This is a genomic window from Streptomyces sp. B21-083 (assembly GCF_036898825.1).
GTDB lineage: Bacteria > Actinomycetota > Actinomycetes > Streptomycetales > Streptomycetaceae > Streptomyces.
This window is the reverse complement of sequence record NZ_JARUND010000001.1, coordinates 3,850,602-3,866,018: the sequence shown is the minus strand read 5'-3', so window position 1 is coordinate 3,866,018 and position 15,417 is coordinate 3,850,602. Positions and strand designations below refer to the sequence as shown.

Genomic DNA, 15,417 nt, shown 5'->3' with positions numbered 1-15,417 from the left:
GGGGCCTGCCCCTTTTGCCGAGGCTCAGAGACTCGAAGTCTCAAGCGACACCGACAGTCCGAAAAACCCAGGACCCCCATGCCCCGCGGCCGCTATTCGCTCCACGATCCACACGATCACACACCCCTCGCAGAAGAGCACTTCCACTGCGCCCCCGGCCCCTCCGGCTGGCGCTACGTCTCCCAACTGACCACCCCCTCGGGCGACCACAGCGGCTCCGTCGACCTCACCCTCGACGACCTGGGCCGTCCGATCCGCCTCGAACTCCACGCGGCGAGCTGGCAGGTCCGAGGAGCCGCACTCGACGGCGTCACCTGGGTCCGCACCGACCCCACCGGCACTCACGCCACCGAAGGCAACGTCCGCGCCCATGCCTTCACCGGCACATCCCCCGGGTTCCTGGTCGCCACCGCCCGTCTACTGCGCCTCACCCCCTCCGCCGCCGCAACCCGCGTACGCCTCGTCGCCCTCACCGACCCGGTCCTCGCCCCCCGCACCGTGGACCAGTCCTGGGCCCTGGTGAAAAGAGAAGCACATGCCACTGACAACGGCCCCCTGACAGTGGACGAATACCAGGTCACAGCCCTGGACACGGGCGAACAGCACGCCGTGCACATCGCCGGCGACGTGGTCCTCGCCGCACCCGGACTCGAGCTGGAACACCTCGAGTCCCCGCCGTCCACGTTCGCCGACTAGGACTTGTCCGCCCGATCATGTGCGGAGCCAGATGACGAGGGCTGCGACGGTGGCGGTGCCGAGAAAGACGTATCTGCGTTTGTCGTAGCGGGTGGCCACGGCCCTGGCTTGCTTGAGCCTGTTGATCGCCCGCTCGACGGTGTTGCGCTTCTTGTATCGCTCTTCGTCGAAGCCGGGTGGCCGTCCGCCGCGCGAACCTTTGCGCCGGCGGGCGGCCTGGCTGTCGGTCTTCTCCGGGATGGTGTGCCGGATGCCCCTGCGGCGCAGGTACCGGCGGCACGGGCCGTTGCTGTAGGCCTTGTCCGCGGCGAGGCTGTCGGGCTTGGTGCGGGGCCTGCCCGGCCCGCCGCGGGGGACACGAATCTTCTCCAGGACGGCCTCGAACTGGGTGCAGTCCGCGCGCTGGCCGCCGGTGACGACCAGGGACAGCGGTCGGCAGCACCCGTCGGCGCTCAGGTGGAGCTTGCTGGTGAACCCGCCGCGCGAGCGGCCCAGGCCCTCACCTCCTGCACCACCTCCACCAGGCGGGCGAGCAGGCTCTGCCACGGCGTCTCGGCCTGGTGTTCTGGGACTTCGGCCCCCTTTGAGCCGGGGGCCGGCGGCGGATCGGTGCGAGCACCGGCCGCATGCTGGTGCGCACGCACGATGGTGGAGTCCACCGCGATGTCCCAGTCGATCTCACCGGCCGCGTCGGCCGCGGACTGGACCTGCTGCAGCAGACACTCCCAGGTGCCGTCGGCCGACCACAGCCGGTGGCGTTCATAGACCGTCTTCCACGGACCGAACCGCTCGGGCAGATCCCGCCACTGCACCCCGGTCCGCACCCGGTGCAGGATCCCGTCGATCACCTGCCGGTGATCCCGCCACCGGCCACAACGCCCGTTGCTGACCGGAAGGAACGGCCGCAGCCGTTCCCACTCGCCATCCGTCAAGTCACCCCGCCCCATGCCTGACACAACGAGCCAACAGTCAGACAGTCACATGATCGGGCGGACAAGTCCTAGGCGGGCGGCGCGAACCCGCCGGAGGAACGGCGACCACCGGCCTCGGCCTCATCCTGCGGCGCAGCTTCTACGACCGGGGCAGGGGCGGGGGCGGCGGCTTCGGCGACAGGGGGATAGGGGCCCCCAGCGGGCGGCTGCGGCAGCGGAGCCCCGAAGAACTGAGGCGCCCCGGGCCCGCTGCCCACCGGTGCGCTCCCGAACGCCCGCCGAGCCTCCCGTACCTGCCGCTCCTGCACCACGGCCGCGAGATAGGCGGCCGGTGGAACATCCGGCGGCGCCGGAGTCCCCGTACGCGCCGCCACATCGGCCGCGAGCCGCGCGGCCATGGCCCAGCCCACCTGCGGATCCAGCTGCCGCACACGCGTCAGATACTGACGTACGGCCAACCACAAGCCGTCGGGCACGGCCGACAGATCGAGCTCCGCGAACCGCCCGGACAACCAGGGCGGTGGCGGAGGAACGAAAGCGGTCTGACCGACGGGTACTCGCTCCCGTACGACGAGCGTGCCCGCGACAACATCGCCGAGCCGCCGTCCCCGCGCCGAAACGAGCGAGGCGATACAAGCCACGACCCCGAACGTCATCAGAATCTCGACCACTCCGACGGCGCCCCGTACCAGCGCATGCCGAAACCGGATCGGCCCCCCGTCGTCCCGCACGACCCGCAGACCGCACGCCATCTTGCCGAGCGAACGGCCGTGGCTGAGTGTCTCCACCGCGATCGGCGCACCCACCAGAACCAGAAGGAACGCGGCGATGGAGACAGCGACCTGCGCCGCCTCGTCCAGCGAGGCCGTGGATATCACCAGAACAATGGTGACCACGGTGTAGACCAGCCCGACCACAACAAGGTCCAGCAACACGGCAAGCGCCCTGCTGGGCAGTTTCGCGGGGCGCAACTCCAGCGCCACCGCCTCGCCCGTAACCAGCTCACTCACGCCTGCCGTCCTTCCCCTGACCTGCCCGTGGAACCGCCAGTCTGCCAAGCTGAAGGCGCATCGCGCCGCAGTACGACAAGCCGACACCCACGACGTGCAGTCGACGAACAGCCGAGGAGCAGGCAAAACGATGGACCTCGACGTCTTCGTCTCCGCCCACCGCGCCGAGTGGGACCGGTTGGACACACTGCTGCGCCGCCAGCGCCGCCTCAGCGGAGCCGAGGTGGACGAACTCGTGGCTCTCTACCAACGCACTGCCACCCATCTCTCGCTCATCCAGTCGAGCGCGCCGGATCCCCAGCTCACCGGCCGGCTCAGCCAACTGGTGGCACGCGCGCGTAGTGCCGTGACAGGAACCCGCCGCGCGTCCTGGCGTGACGTCACCCGCTTCCTCACACACGGCTTCCCCGCCGCGGTCTACCGATCGCGCCATTGGTGGGTCCCCACCGCGCTCATCTCCACGGCGGTGGCGGTCCTCCTGGGCTGGTGGATAGGTACGCACCCCGAAGTGCAGTCCTCCATAGCGGCCCCCGACGACCTGAGCGCCCTCACCCGTCCCGGCGGCGAGTACGAGACGTACTACTCCAGCCACCCCGCCGCTTCCTTCGCCGCCCAGGTGTGGACGAACAACGCCCAGGCCGCCGCGATGTGCCTGGTCCTGGGAGTCTTCCTCTGCTTTCCGGTCATCTGGATCCTCTTCCAGAACATGCTCAACGTGGGTGTCGGCCTCGGCCTGATGTCGTCGGCGGGCCGACTCGACACCTTCCTCGGCCTGATCCTGCCGCACGGCCTCCTGGAACTGACCGCGGTCTTCGTAGCGGCCGGTACGGGCCTGCGCCTCGGCTGGACCGTCATCGATCCGGGCCCACGTTCCCGCCGCGCGGCACTGGCCGAGGAAGGACGAGCCGCCCTGGGCATGGCGATAGGCCTGGCCCTCGTCCTCTTCGTCTCGGGCGCCATAGAAGGCTTCGTCACCCCGTCCGGCCTGCCCACATGGGCGCGCATCACGATCGGTGTCGTCGCCGAACTGGCCTTCCTCGCCTACGTATATGTCCTCGGCGGTCGAGCCGCCCGCGCCGGCGAGACGGGTGACCTGGAAGCGGCCGAGCGCAGCGCGGCTGTCCCCACAGCTGCCTGATGTGCGAACACGGCTGCCGGACTGCTAGTCTCCTCTTCGCCCCACAAGAGCCGTTGACGCGGAGCTGGTGGGGAGGTAGATTAGAGCAGTTGCCTAGAGCCGGACAGGCTCGGCGGTGGCAGTGAAAATCTACTGGTTTCTCGAGGACTTGGATTCTTGAGGGCCACATCCCGATGAATCTCAGGAATGAACAGCCGGTCAGTCCGGCCAAAAACTTCTGATAAAGTCGGACTCGCCGGAAAGGGAAACGCGAAAGCGGAAACCTGGAAAGCACCGAGGAAATCGGATACGGAAACGGTCTGATAGAGTCGGAAACGCAGGACAGCAAGACAAGCTAGACAGTAAAACAGTAGTACCGAAGGGAAACTGCCCGGAGGAAAGCCTGAGAGAGTCTCTTGGGTGAGTACGAAGGAAGCGTCCGTTCCTTGAGAACTCAACAGCGTGCCAAAAATCAACGCCAGATTTGTTGATACCCCGGCTCACAGAGTTATCTGTGGGTTGAGGTTCCTTTGAAGTAACACAAACACAGCGAGGACGCTGTGAACGGTCGGGCTTATTCCGCTTGACTGTTCCGCTCTCGTGTGTGTGCGCCGGCTGTATTAATTTACTGGCCGAGTAAACATTCACGGAGAGTTTGATCCTGGCTCAGGACGAACGCTGGCGGCGTGCTTAACACATGCAAGTCGAACGATGAAGCCTTTCGGGGTGGATTAGTGGCGAACGGGTGAGTAACACGTGGGCAATCTGCCCTGCACTCTGGGACAAGCCCTGGAAACGGGGTCTAATACCGGATAATACCTTTCCTCGCATGGGGGTGGGTTAAAAGCTCCGGCGGTGCAGGATGAGCCCGCGGCCTATCAGCTTGTTGGTGAGGTAGTGGCTCACCAAGGCGACGACGGGTAGCCGGCCTGAGAGGGCGACCGGCCACACTGGGACTGAGACACGGCCCAGACTCCTACGGGAGGCAGCAGTGGGGAATATTGCACAATGGGCGAAAGCCTGATGCAGCGACGCCGCGTGAGGGATGACGGCCTTCGGGTTGTAAACCTCTTTCAGCAGGGAAGAAGCGAAAGTGACGGTACCTGCAGAAGAAGCGCCGGCTAACTACGTGCCAGCAGCCGCGGTAATACGTAGGGCGCAAGCGTTGTCCGGAATTATTGGGCGTAAAGAGCTCGTAGGCGGTCTGTCGCGTCGGATGTGAAAGCCCGGGGCTTAACCCCGGGTCTGCATTCGATACGGGCAGACTAGAGTGTGGTAGGGGAGATCGGAATTCCTGGTGTAGCGGTGAAATGCGCAGATATCAGGAGGAACACCGGTGGCGAAGGCGGATCTCTGGGCCATTACTGACGCTGAGGAGCGAAAGCGTGGGGAGCGAACAGGATTAGATACCCTGGTAGTCCACGCCGTAAACGGTGGGAACTAGGTGTTGGCGACATTCCACGTCGTCGGTGCCGCAGCTAACGCATTAAGTTCCCCGCCTGGGGAGTACGGCCGCAAGGCTAAAACTCAAAGGAATTGACGGGGGCCCGCACAAGCAGCGGAGCATGTGGCTTAATTCGACGCAACGCGAAGAACCTTACCAAGGCTTGACATACACCGGAAACATCCAGAGATGGGTGCCCCCTTGTGGTCGGTGTACAGGTGGTGCATGGCTGTCGTCAGCTCGTGTCGTGAGATGTTGGGTTAAGTCCCGCAACGAGCGCAACCCTTGTTCTGTGTTGCCAGCATGCCCTTCGGGGTGATGGGGACTCACAGGAGACTGCCGGGGTCAACTCGGAGGAAGGTGGGGACGACGTCAAGTCATCATGCCCCTTATGTCTTGGGCTGCACACGTGCTACAATGGCCGGTACAATGAGCTGCGATGCCGTGAGGCGGAGCGAATCTCAAAAAGCCGGTCTCAGTTCGGATTGGGGTCTGCAACTCGACCCCATGAAGTCGGAGTTGCTAGTAATCGCAGATCAGCATTGCTGCGGTGAATACGTTCCCGGGCCTTGTACACACCGCCCGTCACGTCACGAAAGTCGGTAACACCCGAAGCCGGTGGCCCAACCCCTTACGGGGAGGGAGCTGTCGAAGGTGGGACTGGCGATTGGGACGAAGTCGTAACAAGGTAGCCGTACCGGAAGGTGCGGCTGGATCACCTCCTTTCTAAGGAGCATCTAGGCCGCCAAGCAAGCTTGGTGGTCCAGGGCCATTACGTCGGCATACGTCCGGCGGTGGTTGCTCATGGGTGGAACGTTGATTATTCGGCACCTCAGCCATCTCAGGCTGTGAGTACTGTCCTTCGGGGCGTGGAAAGCTGATCTGAGTGGTAAGGGGTGTCGGGCACGCTGTTGGGTGTCTGAGGGTATGGCCGTGAGGTTGTGTCTTCAGTGCCGGCCCCAGTGAACTCGCCTGTCAGGGTGGGGTGGTGGGTGGTTGGTCGTTGTTTGAGAACTGCACAGTGGACGCGAGCATCTGTGGCCAAGTTTTTAAGGGCGCACGGTGGATGCCTTGGCACCAGGAACCGATGAAGGACGTGGGAGGCCACGATAGTCCCCGGGGAGTCGTCAACCAGGCTTTGATCCGGGGGTTTCCGAATGGGGAAACCCGGCAGTCGTCATGGGCTGTCACCCACATCTGAACACATAGGGTGTGTGGAGGGAACGCGGGGAAGTGAAACATCTCAGTACCCGCAGGAAGAGAAAACAACCGTGATTCCGGGAGTAGTGGCGAGCGAAACCGGATGAGGCCAAACCGTATACGTGTGAGACCCGGCAGGGGTTGCGTATGCGGGGTTGTGGGATCTCTCTTTCACAGTCTGCCGGCTGTGAGGCGAGTCAGAAACCGTTGATGTAGGCGAAGGACATGCGAAAGGTCCGGCGTAGAGGGTAAGACCCCCGTAGTCGAAACATCAACGGCTCGTTTGAGAGACACCCAAGTAGCACGGGGCCCGAGAAATCCCGTGTGAATCTGGCGGGACCACCCGTTAAGCCTAAATATTCCCTGGTGACCGATAGCGGATAGTACCGTGAGGGAATGGTGAAAAGTACCGCGGGAGCGGAGTGAAATAGTACCTGAAACCGTGTGCCTACAAGCCGTGGGAGCGTCGCTCACAGAGTTTACTCTGTGGGTCGTGACTGCGTGCCTTTTGAAGAATGAGCCTGCGAGTTTGCGGTGTGTTGCGAGGTTAACCCGTGTGGGGAAGCCGTAGCGAAAGCGAGTCCGAATAGGGCGATTTAGTAGCGCGCTCAAGACCCGAAGCGGAGTGATCTAGCCATGGGCAGGTTGAAGCGGAGGTAAGACTTCGTGGAGGACCGAACCCACCAGGGTTGAAAACCTGGGGGATGACCTGTGGTTAGGGGTGAAAGGCCAATCAAACTCCGTGATAGCTGGTTCTCCCCGAAATGCATTTAGGTGCAGCGTCGTGTGTTTCTTGCCGGAGGTAGAGCACTGGATAGGCGATGGGCCCTACCGGGTTACTGACCTTAGCCAAACTCCGAATGCCGGTAAGTGAGAGCACGGCAGTGAGACTGTGGGGGATAAGCTCCATGGTCGAGAGGGAAACAGCCCAGAGCATCGACTAAGGCCCCTAAGCGTACGCTAAGTGGGAAAGGATGTGGAGTCGCACAGACAACCAGGAGGTTGGCTTAGAAGCAGCCACCCTTGAAAGAGTGCGTAATAGCTCACTGGTCTAGTGATTCCGCGCCGACAATGTAGCGGGGCTCAAGCGTACCGCCGAAGTCGTGTCATTCCAGCACATACCCCCAACGGGGGCTGGGATGGGTAGGGGAGCGTCGTGTGCCGGGTGAAGCTGCAGCGGAAGCTAGTGGTGGACGGTTCACGAGTGAGAATGCAGGCATGAGTAGCGATACACACGTGGGAAACGTGTGCGCCGATTGACTAAGGGTTCCTGGGTCAAGCTGATCTGCCCAGGGTAAGTCGGGACCTAAGGCGAGGCCGACAGGCGTAGTCGATGGATAACCGGTTGATATTCCGGTACCCGCTGTGAAGCGTCAAACATTGAACCAGGCGATGCTAAGTCCGTGAAGCCGCCCCGGAGCCTTCGGGCAAGGGGGAGTGGTGGAGCCGACGGACCAGACCTGCAGTAGGTGAGTGATGGGGTGACGCAGGAAGGTAGTCCATCCCGGGCGGTGGTTGTCCCGGGGTAAGGGTGTAGGACGGTGTGTAGGCAAATCCGCACACCACATAGTCTGAGACCTGATGCCGAGCCGATTGTGGTGAAGTGGATGATCCTATGCTGTCGAGAAAAGCCTCTAGCGAGTTTCATGGCGGCCCGTACCCTAAACCGACTCAGGTGGTCAGGTAGAGAATACCGAGGCGTTCGGGTGAACTATGGTTAAGGAACTCGGCAAAATGCCCCCGTAACTTCGGGAGAAGGGGGGCCATCACTGGTGAGGAGATTTACTCTCCGAGCTGGGGGTGGCCGCAGAGACCAGCGAGAAGCGACTGTTTACTAAAAACACAGGTCCGTGCGAAGCCGTAAGGCGATGTATACGGACTGACGCCTGCCCGGTGCTGGAACGTTAAGGGGACCGGTTAGTCCAACTTCGGTTGGGCGAAGCTGAGAACTTAAGCGCCAGTAAACGGCGGTGGTAACTATAACCATCCTAAGGTAGCGAAATTCCTTGTCGGGTAAGTTCCGACCTGCACGAATGGCGTAACGACTTCTCGACTGTCTCAACCATAGGCCCGGTGAAATTGCACTACGAGTAAAGATGCTCGTTTCGCGCAGCAGGACGGAAAGACCCCGGGACCTTTACTATAGTTTGATATTGGTGTTCGGTTCGGCTTGTGTAGGATAGCTGGGAGACTTTGAAGCGGGCACGCCAGTGTTTGTGGAGTCGTCGTTGAAATACCAGTCTGGTCGTGCTGGATGTCTAACCTGGGTCCGTGATCCGGATCAGGGACAGTGTCTGATGGGTAGTTTAACTGGGGCGGTTGCCTCCTAAAGAGTAACGGAGGCGCCCAAAGGTTCCCTCAGCCTGGTTGGCAATCAGGTGTTGAGTGTAAGTGCACAAGGGAGCTTGACTGTGAGACCGACGGGTCGAGCAGGGACGAAAGTCGGGACTAGTGATCCGGCGGTGGCTTGTGGAAGCGCCGTCGCTCAACGGATAAAAGGTACCCCGGGGATAACAGGCTGATCTTCCCCAAGAGTCCATATCGACGGGATGGTTTGGCACCTCGATGTCGGCTCGTCGCATCCTGGGGCTGGAGTCGGTCCCAAGGGTTGGGCTGTTCGCCCATTAAAGCGGTACGCGAGCTGGGTTTAGAACGTCGTGAGACAGTTCGGTCCCTATCCGCTGCGCGCGCAGGAACATTGAGAAGGGCTGTCCCTAGTACGAGAGGACCGGGACGGACGAACCTCTGGTGTGCCAGTTGTCCTGCCAAGGGCATGGCTGGTTGGCTACGTTCGGGAGGGATAACCGCTGAAAGCATCTAAGCGGGAAGCCTGCTTCAAGATGAGTGTTCCCACCCACTAGATGGGGTAAGGCTCCCAGTAGACGACTGGGTTGATAGGCCAGATCTGGAAGCCCGGTAACGGGTGGAGGTGACTGGTACTAATAGGCCGAGGGCTTGTCCTCAGTTGCTCGCGTCCACTGTGTTGGTTCTGAAACCACGAACAACCCCGCCCAAGGTCACGGGTGGTGCGGTTGATATGTGTTTCACCGTGTTTCGGTGGTCATAGCGTGAGGGAAACGCCCGGTTACATTCCGAACCCGGAAGCTAAGCCTCACAGCGCCGATGGTACTGCAGGGGGGACCCTGTGGGAGAGTAGGACACCGCCGAACAAATATTGCGAAAAGCCCCGTACCGGGAAACCGGTCCGGGGCTTTTCTGCGTTTACGGTGTTTCATGGCTGATTGAAAATGGTGTCTCTACTGGCAGGAGAGACACCATTCAGCAGTTCAAAGGCGTCCTGCAGCTTTCAGGGCCAGATAGGCGTCCGCCAGTGCCGGCGCCAGGGCATCTGGAGTGGCGTCGACGACCGTGACGCCGTGGCGGCGGAGTTGTTCGGCGGTTCGATGGCGTTCCGCCTGTGCCTGGGCGGCGGCTGCGGCCTCGTACACCGCGTCGGTGTTTCCTCGGGCTGTCGCCATGGTGGCGATGTGCGGGTCTGCCACCGCGGCCAGGAGGACGGTGTGGCGCTGGGTCAGTTGAGGGAGGACCGGGAGCAGGCCCTCTTCGACGGGGGCCGTGTCGAGGCTGGTGAGCAGCACGATCAGGGAGCGTCTGGGGGCCGTACGGAGCGCGGTCGCCGCGAGTCCACGGGCGTCCGTTTCGAGGAGCTCCGGTTCCACGGTGGCCATCGCGTTGACCAGGGACGGGAGCACGTCGCCTGCGGCGCGGCCCTGGACCAGGGCGCGAACCCGGCGGTCGTACGCGAGGAGATCCACGCGGTCGCCCGCGCGGGACGCCAGGGCTGCCAGGAGGAGTGCCGCGTCCATCGAGGCGTCCAGGCGGGGGACGTCGCCCACGCGGCCCGCCGACGTTCGGCCGGTGTCGAGGACCAGGAGGATGTGGCGGTCGCGTTCAGGGCGCCAGGTGCGTACCGCGACCGTGGTCTGGCGGGCGGTGGCGCGCCAGTCGATGGAACGGGTGTCGTCGCCGGGAACGTACTCGCGCAGGCTGTCGAATTCCGTGCCTTCGCCGCGGGTCAGGACGCTGGTGCGGCCGTCGAGTTCGCGCAGGCGGGCGAGCTTCGAGGGGAGGTGCTTGCGGCTGGTGAAAGGCGGGAGGACGCGCACCGTCCAGGGAACGTGGTGGCTGCCCTGGCGGGCGAAGAGGCCGAGAGGGCCGTACGAGCGGATGGTGACGCGGTCGGCCTGACGGTCGCCTCGGCGGGTGGGACGTAGACGGGTGATGACACGGCGGCGTTCACCGGCCGGGACCGTCAGGCGGTGACGGGAGGCCTCCACCTCGGTGCCGGACTGCCAGCTGCTGGGCGGCCAGGCGTCGCGTAGACGGGCGCGGAACAGACGGCCGGAGGGGTTGGTGACGGTGAGCGTGACGTCCGCTGGTTCGCCCAGGCGTGCGGATGTGTCGCCGGAGCGGCTCAGGCCGAGGCGGCGTACGGGCGCGGCCAGGGCGTAGTCGCAGGCACAGGCGATCGCCAGGGGGCCGTTGACGGCGAGGAAACCCGTCCAGCTCGGACCCCAGACGCCGACGGGGATCGAGCCCAGGGCTGCCACGAGGGCCGCGCGGCCGGTGAGTGGCATCAGCGCGGCACGGGGACGTGGGCGAGGATCGCGTTGATGACCGAGTCGGCCGTCACGCCCTCCATCTCGGCCTCTGGTCGCAGTTGCACGCGGTGGCGGAGGGTGGGCAGGGCGAGTGCCTTGACGTCGTCGGGGATGACGTAGTCGCGGCCTGTCAGCCAGGCCCAGGCGCGGGACGTCGCGAGGAGGGCCGTGGCGCCTCGGGGGGAGACGCCGAGCGTGAAGGACGGGGATTCGCGGGTGGCGCGGCAGATGTCCACCACATAGGCGGTGATCTCGGGGGAGATCGTCGTCTTGGCGACGGCCGTGCGGGCCGCTTCCAGGTCGGCCGGGCCTGCCACGGGGCGTATGCCGGCGGCGCGCAGGTCACGCGGGTTGAAGCCCTCGGCGTGGCGGGTCAGGACGTCGATCTCGTCCTGGCGGGAGGGGAGGGGGATCGTGAGCTTGAGGAGGAAACGGTCCAGCTGGGCTTCGGGGAGGGGATATGTGCCCTCGTACTCGACCGGGTTCTGGGTCGCCGCGACCAGGAACGGGTCGGGGAGGGGGCGGGGGGTGCCGTCGACCGTGACCTGGCGTTCCTCCATGGCTTCCAGGAGGGACGACTGGGTTTTCGGGGGCGTGCGGTTGATCTCGTCCGCGAGGAGGAGGTTGGTGAAGACCGGGCCCGGCTGGAAGGAGAACTCCGCGCTGCGGGTGTCGTAGACGAGGGAGCCCGTGATGTCGCTCGGCATCAGGTCCGGAGTGAACTGGACGCGCTTGGTGTCGAGTTCGAGTGCGGATGCGAGGGCCCGGACGAGCAACGTTTTGGCTACTCCAGGGACTCCTTCAAGGAGAACGTGTCCGCGGCAGAGGAGGGCGACGACGAGGCCGGTCACGGCGGGGTCCTGGCCGACCACGGCTTTGGCGATCTCGGCGCGCAGGGCTTCCAGGGAGGCCCGGGCGGTGTCCGGGTTCCCGGTGATCCCGGCGTTGTCAGTGGTCGGGTCCATCATGGACGGCGTACCTCTCTTTCGAGGGCGTCGAGTTGGTCGGCGAGGGAGATGAGGGCGGCGTCGTCGCGGGGCGGCGGGCCGAAGAGGAGGGAGTGCAGGGACTGTCCGTCTCCGTGGTCGTGGAGGTGGGCGGACAGAGCGGGGAGCAGGGCCTCGGGCGCGTGTGCCTGGGGCACGGGGACGCCTACCAAGGGGGCGAGGCGAATGCGGGTGGTGGAGCGAAGAGCGGCTGCCGCGCGGTCGCGGGCGTTGGTTTTGCGGTAGAGGCGGGCGCGGCCTTCGATGGTTTCGGAGGCGCGGATCGCCACCGGGAGACGTTCGGGTACGAGGGGGCCGAAGCGGCGTGCCCGCCAGAAGGCGGCCAGAGCTGCGGCGAAGAAGAGTTGCAGGGTGCCCCAGCCCCAGCCCGAAGGGAGCAGGTCGAACAGGCTGCGCTCACCGGATCCGGTGCGCGAGTCGTCGGAGAGCGAGGGGAGGTACCAGACCAAGTGGGGGCGGGAACCGAGCAGTTGGAGGGCGAGCGAGGCGTTGCCGTGCTCGTCGAGACGATCGTTGTACAGGATGTCGGGTGCGCCGAGGACGACGGTGTCGCCGTTCCCGGTGGGCGCGGGGACGCGTACGAGAGTGGGCAGGCCGTTGCTCGGGTAGCACGCGTCGGCGCCGGGGGCGGTGGTGTCGTAGCGGAAGCCACCCGTGTCGGCGGTGCCCGCGCGTCGCGCGGCGGGCAGGTCGCAGTGGGGGGAGAGCTTCGAGTCGAAGCTCATCGCGCGGTCGGCGGTGACGCCGGGGGCGAGTGTCTCGACGGACGGGCTGCTGGGGGCGACCAGGATCGTACGCCCGCCGGAGCTCTCCGTCGTCGTGTGCAGTTGCTTCTGTTGACGGTCGGTCAGCAGGTCGGGGGCCGCGAGTAGGAGCGTCGTGTCCGCGTCGGCCGCGGTGCTCGCCTCGGCGAGGGTGGTGACCACGCGCGTGGACACGCCTCGTTCGGCGAGGAGTGTGGCGACGGCGCGACTGCCTCGGGGGTCGGCGGAACGAGGGTCGAGGCCGCCGCGCCGGGTGCCGGAGTTGATCACGGCGAGCGTGACGGCACCCACCAGGAGGAGGACGACGCCGAGGACGACGCCTCGCGCGCGGGTCCACACCTGGCGGGCGGTGGGCGAGGTCGACGTGGTGGTGGGGAGGGGCGCGGTCTCGATGCTCATCCGGCGGCTCCCTGGTGGGACCTGGGGGCCGTGCTGGGGGCGCTGCTGATGTTCGCGAGGGCCGGTTTCGTACGTTCCAGGTCGTCGTCGAGTTCGGTGAGCCGGCGGTACATCTGGGGGGTCGCGGTGCGCCCGCCGTATGTCACGTCGTCGAAGTCGCGGGCCGCGGTGCGTAGGCGGTCGGTGTGCGCCGGCAGGGTGCGGCCCGCTTCGGCGGCTGCCTCGTCGGCGGTGCGGCCGGGGCGGGCATCGAGGAGCGCGCGTTCCTCCAGGGAGCGTACGACGGCACGCATCCGCTCCTGGACGGCGTGGTTCCAGTGGCCCTGGACGGCGTGCGCCTCGGCGGCGGCTCGGTGTTCGGCGGCGCTGCGGGGGCGGTCGTCGAAGAGCGCGGCGGACGAGGTGGGGCCGGTGCGCGGGCTGCCGAGGCGCCACCACAGGGCGCCGATCACGGCGACGACGGCCAGGAGGACGACCACCAGTCCGACCATTCCTCCTGGGGTCGCGGTCGAGGCCGCGTTGAACACCTTGTCGAGCCAGTCCCAGAAGGCGTCCATGGCCCGTTGGAACAGGCTTGGGTCGTTCTCGTGGTACATGCGCTTGGACAGCTCGCGTCGGGCTGCCTCGCGAGCGGGGTCACGCGGGATCGTCACCGGCGGGTTGTCGGCCGCCAGTGCCAGTACGGCGGTGTCGCCGGCGCGCAGCAGTGCTCGTACGGCTGCTTCGGCGGTGGGCGGCAGGGCCGGCACCGTGGTGAGGAATCCCCCCGTCAGGCTCACCGCATCAGCTCCCTGGGGTGGCGCCCGGGGCGCCGGAGCCGCTGTTCTGTACGCCTGCGGCGCGGGCCAGGTCGAGGTCGAGGGCCTCGCGGCGGATGCGCTGGTCGATGTACAGGAGCACGGTCACGCCCGCGGTGATGGGGAAGGTGATCATGGAGCCGATCACCGAGCCGATGCCGCTGACGACGAGGAACGTCCAGCCGACGCTGCCCGTGCCGTCGATGACGCCACTGATGCCGTCTCCGGTGAGGGCTCCGGCGATGAAGGTGAACGGCAGGACGACGATGCCCGCGACGATTCCCGCGATGAGCGAGGCGAGCAGTTGGATGCCGAAGACCCGCCACCACGAGCCGCTGACGAGCTTCGCGGAACGGCTGATCGACTTCACGATGCTCTGCTTCTCCAGCATCAGCGCCGGCGAGGCCAGGGAGAAGCGGATCATCAGCCACGCCGCGACGAGGCTCGCGCCGAGGCCGCCCAGCACGGCGAGTGCCAAACCGCCGCCCTCCGAAGCGGACACGGCCACGATGACGCCCGGTGCGATGCCGACGGTGACGACCACGACGACGGTGAGCAGCAGCAGGAAGATGAGGCCGAAGAGCTTCGGGATCTGCGGGCGGGCGTCCCGCCAGGCCTCGCCGATGGTGACCGGTTTGCCGAGCACGGCGCGGCTGGTCACGGTCGTGAGCAGTGCCGTCGCGATGACGGTGCCGATCAGGGAGATCACGAAGATGACGCCGGAGCCGAGCATCGCGTCCCCCATGGCGCGGCCCACCTCGTCGAGGCTCGCGCTGGAGCCGTCGAGGGTGTCGACGCTCGTGCTGTCGTCCAGGAAGAAGCCCTGGACGAGGACGGCGACGATCTCCGTGACGATCGCGACGGTGAGCGAAATGCCCAGCACGGTACGCCAGTAGGCGCGCATGGTGGAGACGGCTCCGTCGAGGATCTCGCCGACGCCGAGGGGGCGCAGCGGGATCACGCCGGGTTTGGCCGCGGGCGGGGGACCGCCCCAGTTACCTCCCCAACCGGGGTGGCCGCCGGGCGGGCCGTATCCGCCGTACCCTCCCGGGGCTCCCGGGCCGCCGCCGTATCCGCCGGGGGGTTGGCCGCCCCAGCCCGGGCCGGGAGGCGGGGTCTGGCCGGGGCCCTGGGGGCCGGTGGGCGCGGACCACTGGGCGGGTGGAGGCTGTTCCTGGGACCACTTCGGGCCGGAGCCGGTCGGGTCGGGGAGCGGCTGGTCCGCGGGTGCCGCGGGACCGGGGCGGTCGGCGGGGGCGGACGCGCCGGGCTGCTGCCCTTCGGAGGGGGCAGATCCGGGCGAGGCCCAGCCCGGAGTGTCGTTCATCGTCGCTCCTTCACGGTGCCCGTCCGCGTTCGCGGCAGGTTGGCAGCCATCGTGTCATGGGGAGCGTGCGGGAGATCAGCCCCCTGTATGGGCCGGGCTCCT

At 65.8% G+C, this 15,417-nt stretch carries 8 protein-coding genes, 3 rRNA genes and 1 pseudogene; 5 read left to right on the top strand and 7 right to left on the bottom strand.

Annotated elements, in window-relative coordinates; translation table 11 throughout:
- Window positions 1-78: 78 nt before the first annotated feature.
- On the top strand, window positions 79-696 hold the full coding sequence (locus QA861_RS17265) for a hypothetical protein (protein ID WP_334589206.1): 618 nt from the start codon (window positions 79-81) through the stop codon (window positions 694-696).
- Between the two features lie 15 nt (window positions 697-711).
- Here the strand turns inward: QA861_RS17265 and QA861_RS17260 are convergent.
- Together QA861_RS17260 and QA861_RS17255 are read right to left on the bottom strand one after the other, a co-directional pair.
- Window positions 712-1,643 (bottom strand): annotated as a pseudogene (locus QA861_RS17260) (IS5 family transposase).
- 53 nt (window positions 1,644-1,696) lie between these two features.
- Window positions 1,697-2,638: an RDD family protein gene (locus tag QA861_RS17255; protein WP_334589205.1), complete on the bottom strand. Its 942-nt coding sequence runs from the start codon at window positions 2,636-2,638 to the stop codon at window positions 1,697-1,699.
- A 130-nt stretch (window positions 2,639-2,768) separates the two neighbouring features.
- Here QA861_RS17255 and QA861_RS17250 point away from each other — a divergent pair, with 130 nt between their 5' ends.
- From QA861_RS17250 to rrf, 4 genes are all read left to right on the top strand, one after another.
- On the top strand, window positions 2,769-3,776 hold the full coding sequence (locus tag QA861_RS17250) for a stage II sporulation protein M (protein ID WP_334589204.1): 1,008 nt from the start codon (window positions 2,769-2,771) through the stop codon (window positions 3,774-3,776).
- Between the two features lie 622 nt (window positions 3,777-4,398).
- Window positions 4,399-5,925: ribosomal RNA gene (locus QA861_RS17245) — 16S ribosomal RNA — on the top strand.
- A 313-nt stretch (window positions 5,926-6,238) separates the two neighbouring features.
- Window positions 6,239-9,362, top strand: a 23S ribosomal RNA gene (locus QA861_RS17240).
- A 90-nt stretch (window positions 9,363-9,452) separates the two neighbouring features.
- Window positions 9,453-9,569, top strand: a 5S ribosomal RNA gene (gene rrf, locus QA861_RS17235).
- The 16S, 23S and 5S rRNA genes sit together here, the layout of an rRNA operon.
- A 117-nt stretch (window positions 9,570-9,686) precedes the next feature.
- Here rrf and QA861_RS17230 read toward each other — a convergent pair.
- The 5 genes from QA861_RS17230 to QA861_RS17210 are packed head-to-tail and all read right to left on the bottom strand — an operon-like array spanning window position 9,687 to window position 15,315.
- Entirely contained in the window at window positions 9,687-10,997 is a 1,311-nt protein-coding gene (locus tag QA861_RS17230; RefSeq protein WP_334589203.1) for a DUF58 domain-containing protein, read from the bottom strand.
- Window positions 10,997-11,986, bottom strand: a complete 990-nt coding sequence (locus QA861_RS17225) for an AAA family ATPase (protein ID WP_334590603.1) — start codon at window positions 11,984-11,986, stop codon at window positions 10,997-10,999. The genes QA861_RS17230 and QA861_RS17225 overlap by 1 nt, the downstream gene beginning before the upstream one ends.
- Complete coding sequence (locus tag QA861_RS17220) at window positions 11,986-13,191, bottom strand: DUF4350 domain-containing protein (protein WP_334589202.1); 1,206 nt, start codon at window positions 13,189-13,191, stop codon at window positions 11,986-11,988. Before QA861_RS17220 ends, QA861_RS17225 begins: the two co-directional genes overlap by 1 nt.
- Window positions 13,188-13,970, bottom strand: coding sequence for a DUF4129 domain-containing protein (locus QA861_RS17215; RefSeq protein ID WP_334589201.1), 783 nt, complete (start codon window positions 13,968-13,970; stop codon window positions 13,188-13,190). The genes QA861_RS17220 and QA861_RS17215 overlap by 4 nt, the downstream gene beginning before the upstream one ends.
- A gap of 4 nt (window positions 13,971-13,974) precedes the next feature.
- Window positions 13,975-15,315, bottom strand: coding sequence for a hypothetical protein (locus QA861_RS17210; RefSeq protein ID WP_334589200.1), 1,341 nt, complete (start codon window positions 15,313-15,315; stop codon window positions 13,975-13,977).
- Between the last annotated feature and the right edge of the window lie 102 nt (window positions 15,316-15,417).